Genomic DNA, 19,683 nt, shown 5'->3' on the forward strand with positions numbered 1-19,683 from the left:
GCCTTCGGCAGCTCCTACAAACAGCTGTCGCTTATCCTTCTGCCATCATTTCCATCGTTGCTCTGGTGAAAACGCCTACGCTGACCTTAAAGTGGTCTGGCATTTTCCACGGCAGTCGCCTGTAGAGGTTTAGCGATGGGCAGAAAACTCGATGAATGTCTGAACGCCATCAATGAGGTGGTGCTAGGCAAAGAGCCTCAGGTGCGCCTGGCGTTGACCTGTCTGCTCGGCGGCGGACACTTGTTGATCGAAGACTTGCCCGGCATGGGCAAGACCACCCTCAGCCACACGCTGGCGCGGGTGCTGGGCCTGAGCTTCCAGCGTATTCAATTTACTTCTGATCTTTTGCCTGGCGATATTCTCGGCACTTCGGTATTTGACCGGGAAACTGGACAGTTCATCTTTCATCCGGGGCCGATCTTCGCCGAACTGGTATTGGCCGATGAAATCAACCGCGCCACTCCGAAGAGCCAGAGCGCGCTGCTCGAAGCCATGGAAGAGGGCCAGGTGACCATCGAAGGGGCGACCCGGTTGCTGCCCGATCCGTTCTTCGTCATTGCTACCCAGAACCCGTTCAGCCAGGGCGGTACCTTTGCCTTGCCCGAATCGCAACTTGACCGCTTCCTGATGCGCTTGTCTCTGGGCTACCCGGCCCGGGCCGCCGAGAAGGCACTGCTGCTGGGCGAGTCCCGGCGCGATCTGCTGCCACGCATGCAGCCATTGCTCGACCATGCCGAACTGGCAGCCCTGCAGGCCCAGGCGCGGCAGGTACGTGCCAGCGATGCGCTGGTCGATTATGTGTTGCGTCTGGTCGATGCCACGCGCAGCCAGCCGCAGTTCGCTTATGGTCTGTCACCCCGCGCCAGCCTGGCGATTCTGGCGGCGGCGCGGGCGTGGGCCTTGCTGGCCGGGCGCGACTATGTGATTCCCGAAGATGTCCAGGCGATTTTGCCCGCGGTGATCGGCCATCGCCTGCGCGAGCGTTCCGACCCGACCGGGCATGGTGGCGGAGCGCTGGTGCAGTGGCTGCTGCGTGAGGTGTCAGTGCTTTGATCGAACAGTTCAAACCGCGCTGGCAACGCTGGCTGGTTCGGCGTATTCCCCCGGCGTCACGCATCGAACTCAACCATCGGCGGATTTTCATCATGCCGACGCGGGTGGGTGGCACCTATGCACTGGTGCTGTTTCTGATGCTGCTGGTGGCGATCAACTACCAGAGCAGCCTGGCTTACGCCCTGACATTTCTGCTGATGTCCGTGGGCCTGCTGGCGATCCTGCACACCTACCGCAATCTCAGTGGTCTGGTGCTCAGTGCCGGGGCGGCGCGTTCGGTGTTCGTCGGCGAGCCGGTGCAACTGCGCCTGCGCCTGGAAAGCGCCGGGCAGGCCCATCAGGCCATTGCCCTTGGCTGGAGTACCGAACAGTTGCAGCAGGCCGATGTCTCGGCCAAGGGCCTGACCGAAGTGGAGATAACCCTGCCAGCCCTGCGTCGTGGCTGGCTGCGGGCGCCACGTCTGCGGGTCGAGAGTGTTTTTCCCCTGAGTATCCTGCGCGCCTGGAGTTGGCTGGATCTGGAGCAGACGGTGCTTATCTACCCGCGTCCCCTGGCCGGGACCATGCCCCTGCTCAAGGGAGCCCAGCCCCATAGCGAAGACGAAGGCCAGGCCACTCCGGGGCAGGGCGTCGATGACTACCAGGGCCTGCGGGCCTATCAGCCGGGGGACAGTCGCCGCCGCCTGCACTGGAAGGCTTATTCCCGGGGGCAGGGCTTGTATATCAAGGATTTCGCCGACCTCAGTGGTCATGACCTGTGCCTGGATTTCATGGCGCTGGCCGGTGATATCGAAGAACGCTTGTCGCGCCTGAGCTACTGGGTGCTGGAACTGTCCCACCGGCAACAGCCGTTTGCCCTGCGTCTGCCTGACTTCTTGTCACGGGTTGACAGCGGCGACGCCCATCGCGAAGCCTGCTTGCGTGCTCTGGCGCTATACGGGGTGCGCTCGTGAACACCAAGGCCAGCCAGGGCACGCCGATTCCCCGCACCAGCCTGACCTGGCTGCTGTTGGCACAGGCGTTGGTCATCGTGCCGTTTTTGCAGCACTTGCCTGTGTCGATAATCCTGCTGTGGCTGGGCTGCACCTTCTGGCGGGTGCAGATTTTTCGCATGCGCGCGCGCCACCCCGGGACCTGGGTCAAATCGGGGCTGCTGGTAGGGACCGCAGGCGGTGTGTATCTGGCTCGGGGCAGCCTGATCGGCCTGGATGCCGGGGCCGCGCTGCTGATTGCCGCGTTCGTCCTGAAAATGCTGGAAATGCAGACTCGTCGCGATGCTCTGGTGCTGATCTTTCTCGGCTTCTTCTGCGTGGCCGTGGGCTATCTGTTCGAAAGTGAGCTGCTCTGGGGCGTGTTTACTTTGCTGCCGGTCTGCACCTTGTTGGCGGCGCTGATCGGCCTGCATCAGTCCGACCTGTCCAGTGGCGCGAGCAGCACTCTGAAGCTGGCGGCCAAGCTGATGGTGCAGGCCGTGCCATTGATGTTGCTGCTGTTCCTGTTCTTCCCGCGCCTGGAGCCGCTGTGGTCGTTGCCGCAACCCGGTGGCAAGGCGCTGACCGGGTTGTCCGACAGCATGACGCCTGCGGATGTTGCCGAGCTGAGCAAATCGCCGGCGCTGGTCATGCGTGCCAGTTTCAGCGGCCCGTTGCCGCCCCGTAATCAGCTGTACTGGCGGGCCCTGACCCTGGAGCAATTCGACGGTCGGCGCTGGTCACAGTCGGCGCGGGCGCAGACCGTGCAACTGCCGGACTGGCGCAAGTATGGCGACCCCCTGAGCTATAACATCGTCCTGGAGCCATCCGGGCGACCCTGGCTGCTGGCTCTGGATACCGCCGAAAACGCCCAGGCCGATGTCCGGCAAATGAGCGACTTCCGTCTGCAGCGCAGGCGCCCGGTGGACCAGGCGTTGATGTACGACCTGCGTTCCTGGCCCGACGCCGTGCGGGATGCGCAACTGACCGAGAATATCCAGCGCCAGGACCTGCAATTGCCCGTCAAGGGCAACCCTCAGGCCCGACAGTGGGCCGCTGACCTGTTGCGCCGCTATCCAAAGCCGGATGCGTTGGTCAACGCCATGCTCGAGTATTTCAATCGTGAGCCTTATCACTACACCCTCAAACCGCCGACCCTGGGCGCCGATACGGTGGACAGCTTCCTGTTCGACAGTCGCGCCGGTTTCTGTGCCCACTATGCCGGGGCCATGACCTTCGTCCTGCGTGCTGCGGGGATTCCAGCGCGGGTGGTGGCCGGTTATCAGGGCGGCGAATGGAACGAAGGCGGGCAGTACCTGACCGTGCGCCAGTACGACGCCCATGCCTGGGTCGAATACTGGCAGGCCGGGGTTGGCTGGCGCAGCGTCGATCCAACGGCTGTCGTTGCCCCGCAACGTATCGAGCAGGGTCTGGAACAGGCTCTGGCGGCGGACGAGGACTTTCTGCAGGACTCGCCCATGTCGGCCTTGCGCTATCGCAACGTGGCCTGGCTCAACGCCTTGCGCATGAACTGGGACAGTCTCAATTACGGTTGGCAACGCTGGGTACTGGGTTATCAGGGGCAGCAGCAACTGCAGGTGCTCAGCCGCTGGTTCTCCGGCTTCGATGCGCCGGTGTTCGGCGCAGGGGCGCTGCTGATCCTCGGGGCTATGGCGCTGTGGCTGCTCAAACCCTGGCAGCGTGAAAGCGACTCGCAGTTGCGTCTGTTCAATGCGTTTGAACGCTTGCTGGCGCGCCATGGTCTGCATCGTTTACCGGGGGAAGGCGCCGAAGCCTTCGCCCGCCGTGCCGTTGCGCAGTTTCCGCAGCAGGCCGATGCCATCGAGGATTTTGTCGACGAGTTCCAGGCCCAGCGCTACGCCGGGCAATCGGCATCGGCGGCGCAACTGCGGCGCAGCCTGAAACGGTTGCGGCGGCGGTTGCCGTGGCGGCGTTCGGTCGTTAAGTGAGTATGAATGTCAGGTTGTTGGAGCGAGGCTTGCCCGCGAACGCTTCACTGCGATTTGCCGGGTAAACCGCGTTATCGTTCTTCGCGGGCAAGCCACGCTCCCACGGGAGTTTATCGTTGCGATAAGGGGTATCGAAAATGTCTTCACGGGTTGACCATCTGGTCGCCGAATTCGTCGCGCTCGAGGTCAAGCTGCTGGCGTGTCATGCCCGCCTGGCCGCGTCCACCGACAGCGAGGCGCTGCACGATCTGCGCACCACCGTGCGCCGCCTGCGCAGCGTGCTGAGACCACTGCGCGGGTTGCCCGGCGTCGATCAACTGGAGGAGGCCGCCAAGGCTGTCGGCCAAGTGACTACGCCGCTGCGCGATATGCAGGTGCTCGAAGCTTTTCTGGCAAAAAAGGGCCTGAACGAGGCTGCACAACGGCGCCATGACTTTCTACGCCAGGCCTGCCCGGCGGTGGCGACTTCAGCCGAATTGAATCGCCTGCTCGGCATGCTCGATCAGTTCCCCGGCTTTGTCCGGGTGCAGCAGCGCCAGGGCCTGACGCGTGGCCTGGGCAAGCGAATCGGCAAGCGTCTGCACAAGCAGTGGAAGCAATTGGAACAGGCGATCGTTGACCCGGCCCACGACCGCCATCGCCTGCGCCTGTTGATCAAGCGCGTACGCTATGCCGCCGAGGCCTATCCCGAACTCAGTCACTCATCCAAAGCCATTACGACCCGCCTCAAGGCCGCCCAGAGCGCCCTGGGCGACTGGCACGATCATTTGCAGTGGCTGGCCCAGGCCGGGCAGCAACGCGATCTGGCGCCCTGCATTGCTGGCTGGCAGCTGGGTATTGTGCGGGCCGAAGGCAAGGCCGATGAGGCTCTGAAACGTTTGCACAAGGCGTGTTTTGCCGATTGATTGGCGGATATGGAACCTATGGCCGGGCAGGTCAGCGGTTAAGATCATGGGAATAATCCTACAAACCTGTCCGCCTTGGGGTGCCCATGACGTTTTCCGAATTGATCGATGCCGTACGCCAGAACCCGTTGGACGTTACCGTGCCCGCCGAGTGGGGGCAGGGAAGGGCCAGTTTCGGAGGGCTGATGGCGGCCTTGCAATACGAAGCCATGCGTCTGCAGGTGGCCGAGGACCGGCCGGTACGCTCCCTGGCAATTACCTTTGTCGGTCCGGCCGAACCGGGTGTGCCGATCGCTTTTGAGGTGGACGTATTGCGCGAGGGTAAGGCGGTCAGCACCTTGCTCGGCCGGGCGATGCAGAACGGTCAGGTGATGACCCTGATTCAGGGCAGCTTCGGCTCACCGCGCGAATCAGAGATTGAGGTCGACTCCGTGGCGGCGCCCGTTTTCAAAAGTCTGGAAGAGAGCTTCCAGCTGCCCTTTATCGAAGGGGTGATGCCGTCCTATCTGCGCTTCATGGACGTGCGCTGGGGGCTGGGCGGCGTGCCGTTCAGCAACACCCCGTCGCCGGCCATTGGTGGCTACGTGCGCTTTCGCGAAATCGAACAGCAGCCCATGACGGTGGCCCATCTGTTGGCCCTGGTCGACACCTGGCCACCGGCAACCTTGCCCCATCTCAAGCGCCCGGCGCCGGGCAGTACCCTGACCTGGACCATCGAATTCCTCCAGCCGATGCCGGCTCTGGATACCCATGACTGGTGCCAGTACCAGGCCGTGATCGAGCATTCACGCCATGGCTATGGCCACACCGCAGCCGGACTGTGGGCGCCCAATGGCAAGCAGATTGCGATCAGTCGGCAGACGGTGACAGTGTTTGGCTAGTATTTAAAGCACACCGTAGGACCGGCTTTAGCCGGGAGGGCGTTCTCGCGGCTAAAGCCGCTCCTACAGGTAATGCGTCAGGTTCGGTTTAGTTCGAAGTATTTGTTTCGTCGCGCCGGGCACCCAGCGCCGCCGCCAGACTGATCAAACCAATAGCCAGCGACGGCAGGCTACGCGACAGTGCCCCGTCGGCCAGCAACAGGATGGCGAGAGCAAGCAGTGGCACTGCCAGCGGGTTGCGGGAGTTGAAAAATAGCATGGCCATGGCAGTTCTCTTCAAGACATCGAGTGATGCCTTGAAGAATACGCATGATTCTCATTCGTCGCGAATCGAGCCTGACTATCGTCGCGATTAGAGTTTCAATTGGCCGATGGCTTTGCTCAGCTCACCGGCCAGGGTGGCCAGTTCGCCACTGGTATTGGCTGAGTCGACGGTCTGGGTCACGGTGCGTTCAGTCACGTCACGGATACTGACCACGGCGCGGTTCATCTCTTCGGCCACCTGACTCTGCTGCTGTGCGGCAACGGCGATCTGTGTGTTGCTCTCGCGCATCTGCGCCACCGCACCGGCGATGGCGGCCAGGGCTTCCCCGGCTTCCTTGGCCTGTTGTACGCATTCGTCGGCCTTGAACGAGCTGTCCTGCATGAAATCCACGGCATCCCTCGTACCGGCCTGCAGCGCCGAAACCATGGTGGTGATTTCGTCGGTGGAGCTCTGCACACGTTTGGCCAGGTTGCGCACTTCATCGGCGACCACGGCAAAGCCACGGCCCATTTCCCCGGCGCGTGCAGCTTCGATGGCGGCGTTGAGGGCCAGCAGATTGGTCTGCTCGGCGATGCTGTGAATCACGTTAACCACACCATTGATCTTCTGGCTGTCTTCGGCCAGGCGCTGGATCATCTCGGCGGTCTGTTGTACGCCGCTGGACAGCCCGGCGATGGACAACCGCACGCGGTCGACCACGGCCTTGCCGCCCCCGGCCAGGTTATCGGCGGTCTGGGACTGGTCGCGGGTGGTGTTGGCATGCTGGGAGATATGGAAGACGGTGGCGCTCATCTCATTGATCGCGGTGGCGACCTGATCGGTCTCGCTCTGCTGGCCGAGCATGCCACGACGCACATCACTCATACCCGACGCCAGGTGTGCAGCACCCTGGTCGAGGCGCGAGGCGGTCTGCGCCACGGTATTGACCACGCGCTGATAACCGGCCTGCATGGCGTTGAACGCCTTGGCCATCTGGCCGACCTCATCTTCGCTGGCCAGGGGCACGCGAGCTGAAAGATCACCGCTTTTCTCGACGTGTAGCATCACGTCCTTGAGGGTATTGAGATGGCTGAGCAGGAAGCGGATCAGCAACTGTGAAGCACCGAGCATGGCCAGCATCAGGATAAACACGCAGACCGCATAGTTGACGAAGCGGTTCTCCAGGACCTGGCTCAGGCTGGGGGCAAAGGCCAGTACGGCGACGCGCTGGTTGTCGCCACGGCTGATGACATTGGCACCGACCAGATGGGTATCGCCGCTGTGGATCGGCTGAGCCAGCTCAATCCAGTCCCGGCCGCTGGCCAGTTCCGTCAGGGGTTGATTATTGAAGCTGGGCGCCTGGCCCTGGGTGAAGACCAGAATATTGCTGCCGGTCGGCAGGGCCTGGGCGGCGGGCCAACTGCCGAGCAGGCGGGCCTGGGACTGGGCTGAGTCGCGGGCATCATCGAACCTGGCATTGTGTTCCAGCTGCAGGGCGTAGAGCACGAGCAACAGGGTCGTGATGAAGGCGACTGCGTTGACCGCCCAGAACTTGTACTTCAGCGAAATGTTGCTAAGCCATGAGCCCATAATTGGTCTTCTTTTGATAAAGCATTGATAGACATACGGCAAGGTGCCATCAGGGTGACGCAATCTTCAGGATATCTGTTGATTTGCGTCAAGAAGGTGTCATTTGTTGCCCTCGGGCAGTTTCGGCAGCAAAAAGAATGCCTGCGCGCAGGCGCTGCTGTGTTCGGCCAGATCTTCCAGGCTTTCGCCGCGATGCAGTGCCACTTCGCGCAGTACTTCGGGCAGGTAGGCCGGTTCGTTTCGACCGTTCTTCGGTTTTGGCCGCAAAGTGCGCGGCAGCAGGTAGGGCGCATCGCTTTCCAGCATCAGGCGGCCACGGGGAATATCGCGCACCAGTGGGTGCAGGTGAGTGCCGCGGCGTTCGTCGCAGATCCAGCCGGTGATGCCGATATGCAGGTCCAGGTCCAGATAGCTGAACAGGGCTTTTTGCTCGCCGGTAAAGCAATGCACGACTGCGGCGGGCAGGCGGTCGCGGTAGTCGCGCAGGATCTCCAGCAGGCGCTGGTTGGCGTCGCGCTCGTGGAGGAACACCGGTAATTGCAGCTCGACGGCCAGGGCCAGGTGCGCTTCGAGGACTTTTTCCTGCTGCGGGCGCGGGGAAAAGTCCCGGTTGAAGTCCAGGCCGCATTCGCCCACGGCGCGCACGCGATTTTCTTTTAGCAGGGCATGCAACTGTTTCTCGCTTTCACCGGTCCAATCGCTCGCTGAATGCGGGTGGATACCGGCCGTAGAGAACAGTCGCAGAGCGGATTCGTCCAGCTCCAGGCAAGCCTGCAAGGCCTGTTCGCTGCCCTCGACACTGGTGCCGGTGACCACCAACTGACTGACCCCGGCGGCATAGGCACGGTCGAGTACCGCCTGTCGCTGGGAGGCAAAGCTGGGGTTGGTCAGGTTGACGCCGATGTCGATCAGTTGCATGGTGCTACCTCAGGCCTAGAGCCACCAAGCATATCAGAGCTTGGGTTACAACAAGAAAATGCTGTCAATTCAACGAATTGAAAACAGCCGTTGCAACGCTCTCGCAAGACTTCGCTCTAAGTGCACCAGTCGTTTGTTCCCTTTTTTGCCTGTTTTTCCGTCCGGCATCTCCCTGGAGAAGTGAATGACCCGAGCCGCGCTTTTGCCCATGATTTGTCTTTCGGCATTTTTACTGCCGCTGCCTGCCTTCGCCGTGACCGCTGGCCCGGTACAGGCCCAGCATGCGACTCAGGTTAGAGACCTTGCCGCCATTCGCAGCAGCAAGGTACTGCGGGTGCTGGTCAATCAGAGCCGCAACAGTTCCGGTGACGTGCAGGGCCAGGAAATCGGCGTCGAATACCATCGCCTGCAGGCCTTTGAGCAATACCTCAACAGCCATGCCCGTGATGGTCAGCGCGTGACCTTCAAGGTCGTGCCCAAGGCCAAGAATCAACTGCTTGGCGCACTGGAAAGAGGCGAGGGCGATCTGGTTGCACCGGGCGAACTGCTGGATGTGAGCACCGCCCAGGGCGTCGAGGCCAGTGCGCCAATCATCAGCCACGTCCCCATGGTGCTGGTGGGGCTTAAGGGCCAGGCGTCATTCAAGCGCGTCGAGCAGCTGTCGGGTCGGACGTTGAGCCTGTCCACCGGCAGTGCGGCAGATGAGGCCGTGCATCAGTTGAATCAGAAGCTGGCCCTGCGCAAGCTGGCGCCGGTCAAGATCGAATGGGTCGACCCGAGCCTGGCGGTGGAAGACGTGCTGGAGATGGTCCAGGCCGGGATCTATCACTTGACGGTGGTCGAGCAGCCGATTGCCGAGCGCTGGGCCAAGGTCATGCCCAAGCTGCGGGTCGATCGCGCGCTGACCCTGGGCACCAGCGCCAACATGAGCTGGTTCGTACGCCGTGATGCCTCGCAATTGCGCGACGCCATCGATACCTTCCTCAAGGGCTATCACGCCCCGGCCAATCAGGATGTCGCCTTCGAGCGCGTCTACAAACGCCTGTATCAAGTGCATAACCCGTTGGCCCGAGAGGATCGTGCGCGGCTGGAAAAAATCCGCCCGATGTTGCAGCGTCATGCCGATGAGCAGGGTATGGACTGGCTGAATCTGGCGGCACTGGCGTTCAAGGAGTCGGCACTCGATCCCGGCGCCAGAGGCAGTGGCGGCGCTACCGGATTGCTGCAGATTACCCCGTCGGCGGCCCAGCGGGTCGGCGTGGGCAATATTCAGAGCGCCGACGATAACGTTCAGGCCGGCGCCCGTTACCTGGCGCTGATTCGCCGCAAGTTTTTCTCCAGCCCCAAGGTCAACGAGCGTGAGCGCATGGCCTTTGTTCTGGCCGCCTACAACCTTGGGCCGGAGCGGGTCCAGGGCATGCGTGAAGAAGCACGCAAGCGCGGGCTCAATCCCAATCAGTGGTTTTTCCAGACCGAACGGGTCGCCATGGAGCAGGCCGGGATGGGTGTGGTCAGCTACGTCAATAGCGTCAATAAGTACTACTTGGCCTTCGACCATGAACGGGACTCTCTGGAGTCGGATCCGCCCGGAAAAGCACTGGTACGTAAATGATCGATTTATTCGATGATAATGCCAAGATTTTTGCGATATTCATATGAGTTAAATCGATTATTGTGGCGCCACTCTCTGCACACAAACGGAATTAACGCCATGAACACTCTGATCAAAACTGTACTGAACACTCGCGCCGGCTACGGCATCACGGTATTGCGCATCATCGTCGGCATCCTGCTGATGGCTCACGGCAGCCAGAAACTCTTCGGCTTCTTTGGCGGCTACGGCCTGGAAGGCACCGGCCAGTACATGGCCAGTCTGGGTCTCAATCCCGGCTACCTGATGGCGCTGATGTCCGGCAGTGCCGAATTCTTCGGCGGCCTGGCCCTGTTCCTCGGTCTGCTGGCGCGCCCGGCGGCACTGGTGGTGACCATCATGCTGGCGGTGGCGATTCTTACCGTACACATCCATAACGGTCTGTTCATGGCCAACAATGGCTACGAATACGGCCTGGCGCTGATGGCTGCGACCCTGGCCATCCTTATCGAAGGTGCTGGTCGGTTCTCGGTGGATGGGGTTATCGCCAAGTAAGTAAGGCTGCTGTCGGCCGCAACGCAATCCAGCGACTTGGAATGCGTTTATGTAGGAGCTGCCGAAGGCTGCGAAGCGGTGTCCCCAGTGATACCCGTTCGCAGCCTTCGGCAGTTCCTACAGGTTTTTGCGCTCCAAAAGAGCTCGACAGTGCATTTGACAACCCCTCATCGCCTTCTCTAGGATGCTGATCTTGCGCCGATTTAAACAACTACTTGCGGGGCGCCAGGTGGGTGAGAACCCATCGAAATACCGCTAAAGCGTTGGTCCGGTGTCGCCTCTCACCGCTGCCCAGCGGAACCCTGAGGCAGAGAAACCACACATGAGCACCCTGCGCCCCCTCGTTCGTCTTTCCCCGTTCACTTCTCCGCTGCAACGTCGCAACCCGAAAATCCTTCTCGGTGGCTCCCATCAGCCCACGCTGTTGCGCTATCTCGATGGCTGGCCCAAGCGCAAGGGCCGTCCCCACGCTTTTTTGATCCAGTTCGTCGATAACTGGCAGCCTCTGGCCAACTTCGCCAACGACCAGTTCGACCTGGCGGTGATCCAGGCGCCGCAGCCCGAGCATCTGGAAGAAGTGGTTCGCCAACTGGTGCGCATCGCGCGTCAGGGTTTGATCACCCGCGGTTGACGTTGTTCTTTCTCGAAATACTATGTCGGCCTGCGTTGCCAGGCTGGGGAAAGACCTTTGAGTACCAACATCATCACTCAGGAAGGGCATGCCGCCCTCAAGCAGGAACTGGATTACCTGTGGCGCGAGAAACGCCCGGATACCACCCGCAAGGTGACCTGGGCCGCGTCCCTGGGGGATCGCAGCGAAAACGCCGATTACCAGTACAACAAGAAACTGCTGCGGGAGATCGACCGCCGCGTGCGCTACCTGCGCAAGCGCCTGGAAGATGTGCGGGTGGTCGCCTATTCGCCGGAGCAGGAAGGCAAGGTTTTCTTCGGCGCCTGGGTCGAGGTGGAGAACGAAGAGGGTGAGATCAAGAAATTCAGGATCGTCGGCTATGACGAGATCTACGGGCGTAACGACTACATCTCCATCGACTCACCCATGGCCCGTGCGTTGCTGAAGAAGGAAGTCGGCGACGAGGCGCTGGTGCAGATCCCGACGGGGGAGATGCTGTGGTGGATTAATGAAATATCCTATCCGAAATGAAATGAGGTCTGTTCTGTGGGACCGGCTTTAGCCGGGAAGGCGCTCCCCCGGCTAAAGCCGGTCCCACAGAGTCAGGGTGTTTCAACCGTCGCGCAACACGGTCAGCGGGCTGACATTCAATGCCCGACGCGTGCCGAATACTCCGGCACCACCCACCAGCAAGGCACCGATCACCGGCAGCAACAGCAGCCAGGCATGGGGATGCCAGTGCAGGTCGAAGGCAAAGCGGTACAGCACGAAGCTCACCAGTTCACAGCCCAGTGCCGCCAGCAGGCCACTGGCCGCGCCGAGCAGGCCGAACTCGATGCGCCGGGCCTTGATCAGCAGAGTGCGTTCGGCACCCAGGGCACGCAGCAGGGCGCCCTGGCGGATGCGCTCATCGAGGGTCGCCTGCAGGCCGGAAAACAGCACTGCCAGACCCGCCGCCAGCACGAACAACAGCACGTACTGCACCGCCAGCGTCACCTGGCCGAGGATGCTGCGCAGCTGTTCGAGCAACGCCTGTACTTGCAGAATGGTCACCGCCGGGTAGGTCCGGGACAGCTCGACGATGGCCTGATCGTTGCCTGGCGCCAGGTAGAAGCTGGTCAGGTACGTGGTCGGCAGATCCTGCAGGGTGCCGGGCTGGAAGATCATGAAGAAGTTCGGTTGAAAGGTATCCCAGTTCACTGTACGCAAACTGGTCACCACCACTTCCCGGGTCATGCCGCCGATGACGAAACTCATATGGTCGCCCAGCTTGAGCTGGAGGCTTTCTGCCAGTTTGGCCTCCACCGATACACCAGGGACTGCATCGGCCGTCGGGGTTGCGGCATTCCACCAGTTGCCTGCCGTGATGGTGTTGCCTTCCGGCAGGTCGGCGGCCCAGGTGAGGCTGAGGTCGCGCTGGGTGGCGTTCTCCCCACGGGAATCCTTGGTCACGAACTGGCTGACCGGCGTGCCGTTGATGGTGATCAGTCGCCCCGGGATCACCGGATACAGCGGCGCCGAATGAGTAGAAAGATGGCTCAGGCGCTCGGCGAAACTGTCTTTGTCCGCAGGCAGGATATTCAGCACGAAATAGTTGGGCGCGTCCTTGGGCAACTGGTTCTGCCAGGTGTCGAGCAACTCGCCGCGCAACAGGGCGATCAGCCCCATGGACAGCAGGATCAGGCCGAATGCCAGGGATTGCCCGGCGGCCGCCAACGGATAGCGCAGCAGTTGCCCCAGGCCCAGGCGCCAAGGCAGGGAAGCGCCCATCAGCAGGCGGCGCAGGCTTTTGAGCAGGAGCAGCATCAGGCCGCCGAGAATCAGTGCCGCGACTACGCCGCCACCGAGCAGGGCGAAAGTCAGCACCAAGTCCAGGCTCAGGCGCCACATGATCAGGCCCAAAGCCAGCAGAGCGGTGCCGTAGACCAGCCATGAACTGGGCGGAATCGGCAGCATGTCGCGACGCAGCACCCGCAGCGGTGGCACCCGCCCCAGAGCCGCGAGAGGCGGCAGGGCAAACCCTGCCAGGGCCACCAGGCCGGTGCCGATCCCGGCCAGGGCAGGCAGCAGGCCACCTGGTGGTACGGAAGCGGGTAGCAGGCCTTCGAGCAGATAGAACAGGCCCAGTTGCGCCAGCCAGCCGAGGATCGCGCCGCTGAGGCTGGCCAAGACGCCGAGAATCGCCAGTTGCAGGCTGAACAGGGTCAAGGCTTCGCCACGGGACAGGCCCAGACAGCGCAGCAGGGCACTGGCATCGAAGCGGCGACTGGCGAAACGTGATGCCGACAGCGCCACAGCGACACCGGCCAGCAGCACCGCGACCAGACTGGCCATGTTCAGATAGCGCTCAGCCTTGCCCAGCGCGCCGCCGATCTGCTGGTTGCCGTCGCGGGCGTCGCGCAGGCGCTGGTTGGGCGCCAGGCCCGGCTCGATGGCCTTGTTATAGGCCGCCAGCGCCGGGGCCGGGCCGCGCCACAGTTCGCGGAAGCTGACCCGGCTGCCCGGCTGGACTACGCCTGCGGCTTGCAGATCCGCCAGGTTGATCATCACCCGCGGGGTCAGGCTGTAGAAATTGCCCGCGCGGTCCGGTTCGTAGGTGAGGACCCGGGTCAGGGTCAGGGTCTTGGAGCCGACGTCGATGCTGTCGCCGACTTTCAGGTTCAGCGCGGCGAACAGGCGCGATTCGGCCCAGGCTTCCCCGGCCAGCGGCTCGCCACCGGCAGTTTCTTCTTGATACGGCGCCGGGGCGCTTTTCAGTTCGCCGCGTAACGGATAGGCCTTGTCCACGGCCTTGACGCTGGCCAGTTGAATACCGGTATCGGTGGCGATTACGCTGGAAAACTCCACCGTTTGCGCATGATCAAGGGCAAGTTTGCTACCGGCCTCGATCTGCTCGGCTTTTGCCGGGCTGGAGCCTTCCAGCACCAGATCGGCGCCGAGAAACTCAGTGGCCCGCAGCAACATGGCGCCATTGAGCCGGGCACCGAAGTAGCCGATGGCGGTACTGGCAGCCACAGCCACGACCAGGGCGAAAAACAGCACCCGCAGTTCCCCTGCGCGGGCATCGCGCAACAACTGGCGGCAAGCGAGGGTGAACAGGCGCAGCAACGGCAAGCGGGCCATCAGGGCTCCAGTGGGGTGGCCAGGCGGCCACCTTCAAGGCGGATCAGGCGGCGGCAACGGTGCGCCAGGCGCTCATCGTGGGTCACCAGTACCAGAGTGGTCTGGCGTTCCTTGTTCAGTTCGAACAGCAGGTCGCTGATCCGTTCGCCGGTATGGCTGTCGAGGTTGCCGGTGGGTTCGTCGGCAAACAATACTGCAGGATCAGCGGCAAAGGCCCGGGCCAGGGCGACGCGCTGTTGTTCGCCACCGGACAGCTGGCGCGGGGTGTGGGTCAGGCGTTGGCCTAGGCCGACCCGTTCCAGCAGATTGCGCGCGTGTTCCCGGGCGTCCTTGCGGCCCTCGAGTTCCATGGGCAGCATGACGTTCTCCAGGGCGTTCAGACTGTCGAGCAGTTGGAACGACTGGAACACGAAACCGACATTTTCGGCCCGTACCCGGGCGCGCTGGTCTTCGTCCAGCTGGCTGAGATCACGCCCGGCCAGTATCACGGAACCGGCGCTGGGCAGGTCGAGACCGGCGAGCAGGCCGAGCAGCGTCGACTTGCCGGAACCCGAGGCGCCGACGATGGCCAAAGAGTCGCCCTTGTTCAGTTCCAGAGAGAGTTCGTGCAGGATGGTCAGATCACCTTCGGTGCTGGGAACCACTTTGCTGAGGTTTCGGGCACTGAGAATACTTTCACTCATGGAGAATCCGATGCGTGCGTGGTTTTTAAGTGCAGGCCTGATGTTATGGCTGTTATCGCAAACAGCGGCGGCGGGCACGGTGCTGATCGTTGGCGATAGTATCAGCGCGGCTTTCGGCCTGGATACCCGCCTTGGGTGGGTGTCGCTGCTTGAGCAGCGGCTCAAGCAGCAAGGCTTCGACGATAAGGTGATCAATGCCTCGGTCAGTGGCGATACCAGCGGCGGAGGCCAGGCGCGGCTGCCAGCGCTGCTTGCAGAACACAAGCCGGACCTGGTGATCCTCGAACTGGGTGGCAATGACGGCCTGCGCGGGCAGCCGCCTGCACAATTGCAACAAAACCTTTCATCGATGATCGACAGCTCCAAGGCCGCGGGAGCCAAAGTGCTGTTGTTAGGCATGCGTTTGCCACCGAATTACGGTGCCCGTTACACCCAGGCGTTTGCGGCGGTGTACGGCAGTCTGGCTGAAGAGAAGAAGATCGCTCTGGTGCCGTTTTTCCTCGAGGGCATTGGCGGGATTCCCGAGTTGATGCAGGCCGATGGGCTGCATCCGGCGGTGGCGGCCCAGGGCAAGTTGCTGGATAACGTCTGGCCGACGCTTAAACCCCTGCTTTAACACGTCTGCAGGCTTTTCTAGTCGGGGGCTTTCGGATAATGTGGCGCCCCGATTTGGAGCTCCTGATGCCACGTCCCGCCTGGTCCCTGTATGCCTACCAACTGATCGAGCCTGATGAGCAGCTCGACCTGTTCGCCTGCCAGGAAATCAAGGTGCATGTGGTGGCGCGACAGCTGGAGCTGGGTGGTTCGGTGGATCGCACGTTGTGTGGCACCCTGTTGCCCGCACAGCCACGCTGGTCCGGGGTGGCTGCCGAAGCCCTGCGCGACGAGCGTTTCTGCCCGTTGTGCAAGGCGATTCTCGATGCCCAGCGCCGCGGCATGAACCCGATCTGGCCGGAACTCTAGCTCCAGAGCCCGGGCCCATCATGAAACTCTTGTCAGGCAACACTTTGCTGTCTCCCTGCGGGCGAGAGGCGGTGTACAATTCGCTACTTTTCCCTCTTTTGTCCCAAGGATTTCCCGGATGTTGTCGCGCATTCCAGCCGTTACCCGCTGTCTGTCGTTCGCTGCACTGTGTGCGGTCGGTCCCGCTTCGGCCCTGGAATTCCCGCTGCCGCCGCCCGGTGAAGACATCATCGGCCAGGTCCAGACAATTACCGCGAAATACGAAGATACCTTCGCCGATATCGGCACTAAGTATGACCTGGGCTACCTGGAAATGATCGCCGCCAACCCCGGCGTCGATGCCTGGCTGCCGGGCGCAGGGACCCAGATCGTCCTGCCGACCCGTTTCATCCTGCCGCCGGGGCCGCGTGAAGGCATCGTCATCAACCTGGCTGAATACCGCCTCTACTACTACCCGAAAGGGCGGAACGTGGTGTACACCTTCCCGCTCGGCATCGGTCGCGAGGGCTGGGGTTCGCCGGTTTCCACCACCAAGATCACCGCCAAGACCCCGCACCCGACCTGGACTCCGCCGGCTTCGGTACGCGCCGAGCACGCTGCCGATGGCGATATCCTGCCTGCGGTGGTGCCGGCCGGTCCGGACAACCCGCTGGGCCCGTTCAAATTCGGCCTGGGCCTGCCGGGTTACCTGATCCACGGTTCCGACAAGAAGTTCGGTATCGGCATGCGCACCAGTCACGGCTGCTTCCGCATGTACAACAACAATGTACTGGAAATGGCTGACATGGTTCCGGTCGGTACTACCGTGCGCATCATGAGCGAGCCGTACAAGTTCGGTCGCAGTGGCGGCAAGGTCTTCCTTGAAGCCCATGCGCCGCTGGATGACAACGGCAACCCATCGATTGTCGACAAGCACACGGCAGTGATCAACGCCCTGCTCAAGCGCGAAGACCTGTCCACCAACCTGCGCATGAACTGGGATCAGGTGCGTGACGTGGTGGCGGCCGAGGACGGCATGCCGGTTGAAATCGGTGAGCCGGGCGCTGCTGTTGCGGCACAGCCGCAGGTGATTCTGCAGTAGCGCTGCCGCCCGGGATTCGCCTTTGTGGGACCGGCTTCAGCCGGGAAGAGGTTGGCGCAGTCGATATTTATATGGCGTCTGTACCGCCGCCTTCCCGGCTGAAGCCGGTCCCACATGAATGTCGGCGGGCAGTAAAAGCCGGGCAAAAAAAAGCCGACCCGTAAACGGGTCGGCTTATCAGCAATAATCCCGAGGGATTCTTACTTGCGGCTAGCCTTGTCGAGCATGCGCAGAGCGCGCTCGTTGGCTTCGTCAGCAGTTTGCTGAGCTTTCTGAGCAGCAGCCAGAGCTTCATCGGCCTTACGATAGGCTTCATCAGCACGGGCTTGTGCACGAGCTGCTGCGTCTTCGGTAGCAGTCAGACGAGCTTCGGTTTCTTTGGATACGCTGCTGCAACCGGTGGCCAGAACTGCGGCCAGAGCCAGAGCAGAGAATTTCAGAACGTTGTTCATCGTGTTCCCCTTCAAGGACTTTTCAATCAAATTAGTCATCTCTCGAAAGTGAGAAAATGACCGGCGTACATACTACCCATTGTTTGTAGTAAGTAAACTGACGAAGCGCAAGAAGCCCATAATTTCTTGGGTTTGAAAGCCTTCCGACAGACTTTTCATGCGCTTTGTATGAAAAATATCCAGCTTGCTCCGCCCGGCACGGGTGTCTGGAAGGAACGTGCTAAATAGTGGCAATGTGCATTAGTCATTGCCCCACGCCATGAGTTCCGGGCGTGCGCGCATGAACAGACTTTCCCTGTTTAGCTGAACAATCGGTGACTTTCAAATCAGCGTAGCGTCTCAATCGGCAATCCCGGCAATGTTCGTTGCAAAGTGTCCGGTCAATCGGATATTCGGTCGTGCTTTTTTACGATCGCTGCGCTTGAGCATATTCACAAATGACGCCTACTATTTGCAGGTGCTGTTTTGTTGGAGATTCACAGGCTCGTCTCGGTGTCCAAAACAGGCACGGGGTGGCGTAGATGTTCCTTCGCCGGAAAAACATCGGTAAGGTAGGGGTCAAAATCCAAGACCCGCGAGGAGTAATGATGAGCGAGGCGCTGTCGATCCACCATGATCAGACCGGTCACCAGTTCGAAATCAGCATAGATGGTCATCGTGCCTACCTGACTTATATGGACCTGGGCAAGCAGACCCTGGACATCTATCGAACCTTTGTCCCCAACGCTCTGCGGGGCCGGGGGATCGCGGCGGCGCTGACCGAACAGGCCCTGGACTATGCCGAGAGCATGGGCTACACCGTCATTCCTTCGTGTTCGTATGTCGAGCGTTACATGGAGCGTAATCAGCGTCAGGCGGCGAAGATCTGACATATTGATTGCAGGCTGCAACTGAATGAAAAACGCCGAGCAGATGCTCGGCGTTTTTGTGTGCGCGTTGATCAGGTGCGTTCGCGCTTGGGCAGAACGTCCTTGAGCTTGGCGTGCATGCCGCGCAGGGTTTTCTCGGTGCTGTCCCAGTCGATGCAGGCATCGGTAACGGAGACGCCGTACTGCAACTCGGACAGATCCTTGGGAATCGCCTGGCAGCCCCAGTTCAGGTGGCTTTCAACCATCAGGCCGATGATCGAGTTGTTGCCTTCCAGAATCTGGTTGGCGACGTTTTCCATGACCAGCGGTTGCAGGGCCGGATCCTTGTTGGAGTTGGCGTGGCTGCAGTCGACCATGATGTTCGGGCGAATATTCGCCTTGTTCAGGGCCTGCTCGCAGAGGGCGACGCTGACCGAATCATAGTTGGGCTTGCCGTTACCGCCGCGCAGGACCACGTGACCGTAGGCATTGCCCTTGGTGGTGACGATGGACACGCCACCTTCCTGGTTGATGCCGAGGAAACGGTGCGGGCTGGAAACCGATTGCAGGGCGTTGATCGCCACTGTAAGGCCACCGTCGGTGCCGTTCTTGAAGCCGACGGCCGAGGACAGGCCGGAAGCCATTTCCCGGTGGGTCTGGGATTCGGTTGTGCGCGCGCCGATGGCCGACCAGCTGATCAGGTCCTGCAGATATTGCGGGGAGATCGGGTCGAGGGCTTCGGTGGCGGTAGGCAGGCCCATTTCAGCCAGGTCCAGCAGCAGTTGGCGGCCGATGTGCAGACCGTCCTGGATCTTGAACGAGTCATCCAGATACGGATCGTTGATCAGGCCTTTCCAGCCCACGGTGGTGCGCGGTTTTTCGAAGTACACGCGCATGACCAGGTACAGGGTGTCGGACACCTCGGCCGCCAGGGCCTTGAGGCGCTCGGCGTACTCGTGGGCTGCCTTGATATCGTGGATCGAGCACGGGCCGATCACGATGAACAGGCGATGATCCTTGCCATCGAGGATGTTGCGGATCACTTCGCGACCCTTGCTCACAGTGTGCAAGGCGGCGTCGGTCAGCGGGATCTCGCGTTTGAGCTGGTCCGGGGTGATCAGCGTCTCGTTGGACGAGACGTTAAGGTCGTTAATCGGTAGATCGGCCATCGTGTTACTCATCAGGTCACGGGTGCTGGCCGACAAGGGACCCCTGCGGTGGAGC

20 protein-coding genes are annotated in these 19,683 nt (G+C 61.5%); 13 read left to right on the forward strand and 7 right to left on the reverse strand.

Annotated features, from left to right (window positions below; genetic code table 11):
• Positions 1 to 135 precede the first annotated feature (135 nt).
• The 5 genes from AC1Z24_RS11355 to AC1Z24_RS11375 all read left to right on the forward strand — a co-directional run bounded on the left by AC1Z24_RS11355 (position 136) and on the right by AC1Z24_RS11375 (position 5,780).
• Positions 136 to 1,053 (forward strand): AAA family ATPase, encoded by a 918-nt coding sequence (locus tag AC1Z24_RS11355; protein WP_483745713.1) that lies wholly within the window; start codon positions 136 to 138, stop codon positions 1,051 to 1,053.
• Positions 1,050 to 2,006: a DUF58 domain-containing protein gene (locus AC1Z24_RS11360; protein ID WP_483745714.1), complete on the forward strand. Its 957-nt coding sequence runs from the start codon at positions 1,050 to 1,052 to the stop codon at positions 2,004 to 2,006. Before AC1Z24_RS11355 ends, AC1Z24_RS11360 begins: the two co-directional genes overlap by 4 nt.
• On the forward strand, positions 2,003 to 3,994 hold the full coding sequence (locus AC1Z24_RS11365; protein WP_483745715.1) for a transglutaminase TgpA family protein: 1,992 nt from the start codon (positions 2,003 to 2,005) through the stop codon (positions 3,992 to 3,994). The genes AC1Z24_RS11360 and AC1Z24_RS11365 overlap by 4 nt, the downstream gene beginning before the upstream one ends.
• Positions 3,995 to 4,131: 137 nt before the next feature.
• Positions 4,132 to 4,899 carry a CHAD domain-containing protein gene (locus AC1Z24_RS11370; RefSeq protein WP_483745716.1) on the forward strand — a complete coding sequence of 256 codons (768 nt, stop codon included), beginning with the start codon at positions 4,132 to 4,134 and terminating at the stop codon, positions 4,897 to 4,899.
• 86 nt (positions 4,900 to 4,985) lie between these two features.
• Positions 4,986 to 5,780 (forward strand): acyl-CoA thioesterase, encoded by a 795-nt coding sequence (locus AC1Z24_RS11375; RefSeq protein ID WP_483745717.1) that lies wholly within the window; start codon positions 4,986 to 4,988, stop codon positions 5,778 to 5,780.
• Positions 5,781 to 5,868: 88 nt separating this feature from the next.
• Here the strand turns inward: AC1Z24_RS11375 and AC1Z24_RS11380 are convergent, their stop codons facing one another.
• The 3 genes from AC1Z24_RS11380 to AC1Z24_RS11390 form a co-directional block, all read right to left on the reverse strand.
• Positions 5,869 to 6,045, reverse strand: coding sequence for a hypothetical protein (locus AC1Z24_RS11380; RefSeq protein WP_483745718.1), 177 nt, complete (start codon positions 6,043 to 6,045; stop codon positions 5,869 to 5,871).
• 87 nt (positions 6,046 to 6,132) lie between these two features.
• A complete protein-coding gene (locus AC1Z24_RS11385) occupies positions 6,133 to 7,614 on the reverse strand; it encodes a methyl-accepting chemotaxis protein (RefSeq protein ID WP_483745719.1) in 1,482 nt (493 codons plus the stop codon).
• Between the two features lie 99 nt (positions 7,615 to 7,713).
• Positions 7,714 to 8,532, reverse strand: coding sequence for a TatD family hydrolase (locus AC1Z24_RS11390; protein ID WP_483745720.1), 819 nt, complete (start codon positions 8,530 to 8,532; stop codon positions 7,714 to 7,716).
• Between the two features lie 184 nt (positions 8,533 to 8,716).
• On the opposite strand from AC1Z24_RS11390, the gene AC1Z24_RS11395 reads away from it, so the two are divergent.
• From AC1Z24_RS11395 to greB, 4 genes are all read left to right on the forward strand, one after another.
• Positions 8,717 to 10,144 (forward strand): MltF family protein, encoded by a 1,428-nt coding sequence (locus AC1Z24_RS11395; RefSeq protein WP_483745721.1) that lies wholly within the window; start codon positions 8,717 to 8,719, stop codon positions 10,142 to 10,144.
• A gap of 99 nt (positions 10,145 to 10,243) precedes the next feature.
• Positions 10,244 to 10,678, forward strand: coding sequence for a DoxX family protein (locus AC1Z24_RS11400; RefSeq protein ID WP_259100293.1), 435 nt, complete (start codon positions 10,244 to 10,246; stop codon positions 10,676 to 10,678).
• Positions 10,679 to 11,000: 322 nt separating this feature from the next.
• Positions 11,001 to 11,309, forward strand: coding sequence for a class I SAM-dependent methyltransferase (locus AC1Z24_RS11405; protein ID WP_259100291.1), 309 nt, complete (start codon positions 11,001 to 11,003; stop codon positions 11,307 to 11,309).
• Between the two features lie 57 nt (positions 11,310 to 11,366).
• Positions 11,367 to 11,840 (forward strand): transcription elongation factor GreB, encoded by a 474-nt coding sequence (gene greB, locus AC1Z24_RS11410; RefSeq protein WP_413309845.1) that lies wholly within the window; start codon positions 11,367 to 11,369, stop codon positions 11,838 to 11,840.
• Between the two features lie 81 nt (positions 11,841 to 11,921).
• On the opposite strand, the gene AC1Z24_RS11415 is transcribed toward greB, so the two are convergent.
• Both AC1Z24_RS11415 and AC1Z24_RS11420 read right to left on the reverse strand, forming a co-directional pair.
• Entirely contained in the window at positions 11,922 to 14,432 is a 2,511-nt protein-coding gene (locus tag AC1Z24_RS11415; RefSeq protein WP_483745722.1) for an ABC transporter permease, read from the reverse strand.
• Positions 14,432 to 15,115 carry an ABC transporter ATP-binding protein gene (locus tag AC1Z24_RS11420; RefSeq protein ID WP_259100282.1) on the reverse strand — a complete coding sequence of 228 codons (684 nt, stop codon included), beginning with the start codon at positions 15,113 to 15,115 and terminating at the stop codon, positions 14,432 to 14,434. Before AC1Z24_RS11420 ends, AC1Z24_RS11415 begins: the two co-directional genes overlap by 1 nt.
• 10 nt (positions 15,116 to 15,125) lie before the next feature.
• Between AC1Z24_RS11420 and AC1Z24_RS11425 the strand changes: the two genes are divergently transcribed.
• The 3 genes from AC1Z24_RS11425 (at position 15,126) to AC1Z24_RS11435 (ending at position 17,159) form a co-directional block, all read left to right on the forward strand.
• Complete coding sequence (locus tag AC1Z24_RS11425) at positions 15,126 to 15,731, forward strand: arylesterase (RefSeq protein ID WP_483745723.1); 606 nt, start codon at positions 15,126 to 15,128, stop codon at positions 15,729 to 15,731.
• A gap of 65 nt (positions 15,732 to 15,796) precedes the next feature.
• On the forward strand, positions 15,797 to 16,078 hold the full coding sequence (locus AC1Z24_RS11430; RefSeq protein ID WP_259100275.1) for a hypothetical protein: 282 nt from the start codon (positions 15,797 to 15,799) through the stop codon (positions 16,076 to 16,078).
• Positions 16,079 to 16,196: 118 nt separating this feature from the next.
• Positions 16,197 to 17,159 carry a L,D-transpeptidase family protein gene (locus AC1Z24_RS11435; RefSeq protein ID WP_483745724.1) on the forward strand — a complete coding sequence of 321 codons (963 nt, stop codon included), beginning with the start codon at positions 16,197 to 16,199 and terminating at the stop codon, positions 17,157 to 17,159.
• 200 nt (positions 17,160 to 17,359) lie between these two features.
• Here the strand turns inward: AC1Z24_RS11435 and oprI are convergent, their stop codons facing one another.
• Entirely contained in the window at positions 17,360 to 17,611 is a 252-nt protein-coding gene (gene oprI / locus AC1Z24_RS11440; RefSeq protein WP_045491971.1) for an outer membrane lipoprotei OprI, read from the reverse strand.
• A 587-nt stretch (positions 17,612 to 18,198) separates the two neighbouring features.
• Here oprI and AC1Z24_RS11445 point away from each other — a divergent pair.
• Positions 18,199 to 18,480 carry a GNAT family N-acetyltransferase gene (locus AC1Z24_RS11445; protein ID WP_259100265.1) on the forward strand — a complete coding sequence of 94 codons (282 nt, stop codon included), beginning with the start codon at positions 18,199 to 18,201 and terminating at the stop codon, positions 18,478 to 18,480.
• Between the two features lie 71 nt (positions 18,481 to 18,551).
• On the opposite strand, the gene AC1Z24_RS11450 is transcribed toward AC1Z24_RS11445, so the two are convergent.
• Complete coding sequence (locus AC1Z24_RS11450) at positions 18,552 to 19,628, reverse strand: 3-deoxy-7-phosphoheptulonate synthase (protein WP_483745725.1); 1,077 nt, start codon at positions 19,626 to 19,628, stop codon at positions 18,552 to 18,554.
• Between the last annotated feature and the right edge of the window lie 55 nt (positions 19,629 to 19,683).

The organism is Pseudomonas sp. JL23, assembly GCF_056933585.1.

Excerpts from the sequence above, each read along its gene's own strand:
- AC1Z24_RS11430 (WP_259100275.1), top strand. The coding sequence starts at position 15,797 with ATGCCACGTCCCGCCTGGTCCCTGTATGCCTACCAACTGATCGAGCCT.
- AC1Z24_RS11420 (WP_259100282.1), bottom strand. The coding sequence starts at position 15,115 with ATGAGTGAAAGTATTCTCAGTGCCCGAAACCTCAGCAAAGTGGTTCCC.
- AC1Z24_RS11450 (WP_483745725.1), bottom strand. The coding sequence starts at position 19,628 with ATGGCCGATCTACCGATTAACGACCTTAACGTCTCGTCCAACGAGACG.
- AC1Z24_RS11380 (WP_483745718.1), bottom strand. The coding sequence starts at position 6,045 with ATGGCCATGCTATTTTTCAACTCCCGCAACCCGCTGGCAGTGCCACTG.
- AC1Z24_RS11395 (WP_483745721.1), top strand. The coding sequence starts at position 8,717 with ATGACCCGAGCCGCGCTTTTGCCCATGATTTGTCTTTCGGCATTTTTA.
- AC1Z24_RS11370 (WP_483745716.1), top strand. The coding sequence starts at position 4,132 with ATGTCTTCACGGGTTGACCATCTGGTCGCCGAATTCGTCGCGCTCGAG.
- AC1Z24_RS11355 (WP_483745713.1), top strand. The coding sequence starts at position 136 with ATGGGCAGAAAACTCGATGAATGTCTGAACGCCATCAATGAGGTGGTG.
- AC1Z24_RS11390 (WP_483745720.1), bottom strand. The coding sequence starts at position 8,532 with ATGCAACTGATCGACATCGGCGTCAACCTGACCAACCCCAGCTTTGCC.
- AC1Z24_RS11400 (WP_259100293.1), top strand. The coding sequence starts at position 10,244 with ATGAACACTCTGATCAAAACTGTACTGAACACTCGCGCCGGCTACGGC.
- AC1Z24_RS11435 (WP_483745724.1), top strand. The coding sequence starts at position 16,197 with ATGTTGTCGCGCATTCCAGCCGTTACCCGCTGTCTGTCGTTCGCTGCA.
- oprI (WP_045491971.1), bottom strand. The coding sequence starts at position 17,611 with ATGAACAACGTTCTGAAATTCTCTGCTCTGGCTCTGGCCGCAGTTCTG.
- AC1Z24_RS11385 (WP_483745719.1), bottom strand. The coding sequence starts at position 7,614 with ATGGGCTCATGGCTTAGCAACATTTCGCTGAAGTACAAGTTCTGGGCG.
- AC1Z24_RS11375 (WP_483745717.1), top strand. The coding sequence starts at position 4,986 with ATGACGTTTTCCGAATTGATCGATGCCGTACGCCAGAACCCGTTGGAC.
- AC1Z24_RS11415 (WP_483745722.1), bottom strand. The coding sequence starts at position 14,432 with ATGGCCCGCTTGCCGTTGCTGCGCCTGTTCACCCTCGCTTGCCGCCAG.
- AC1Z24_RS11445 (WP_259100265.1), top strand. The coding sequence starts at position 18,199 with ATGAGCGAGGCGCTGTCGATCCACCATGATCAGACCGGTCACCAGTTC.
- AC1Z24_RS11405 (WP_259100291.1), top strand. The coding sequence starts at position 11,001 with ATGAGCACCCTGCGCCCCCTCGTTCGTCTTTCCCCGTTCACTTCTCCG.
- AC1Z24_RS11425 (WP_483745723.1), top strand. The coding sequence starts at position 15,126 with ATGCGTGCGTGGTTTTTAAGTGCAGGCCTGATGTTATGGCTGTTATCG.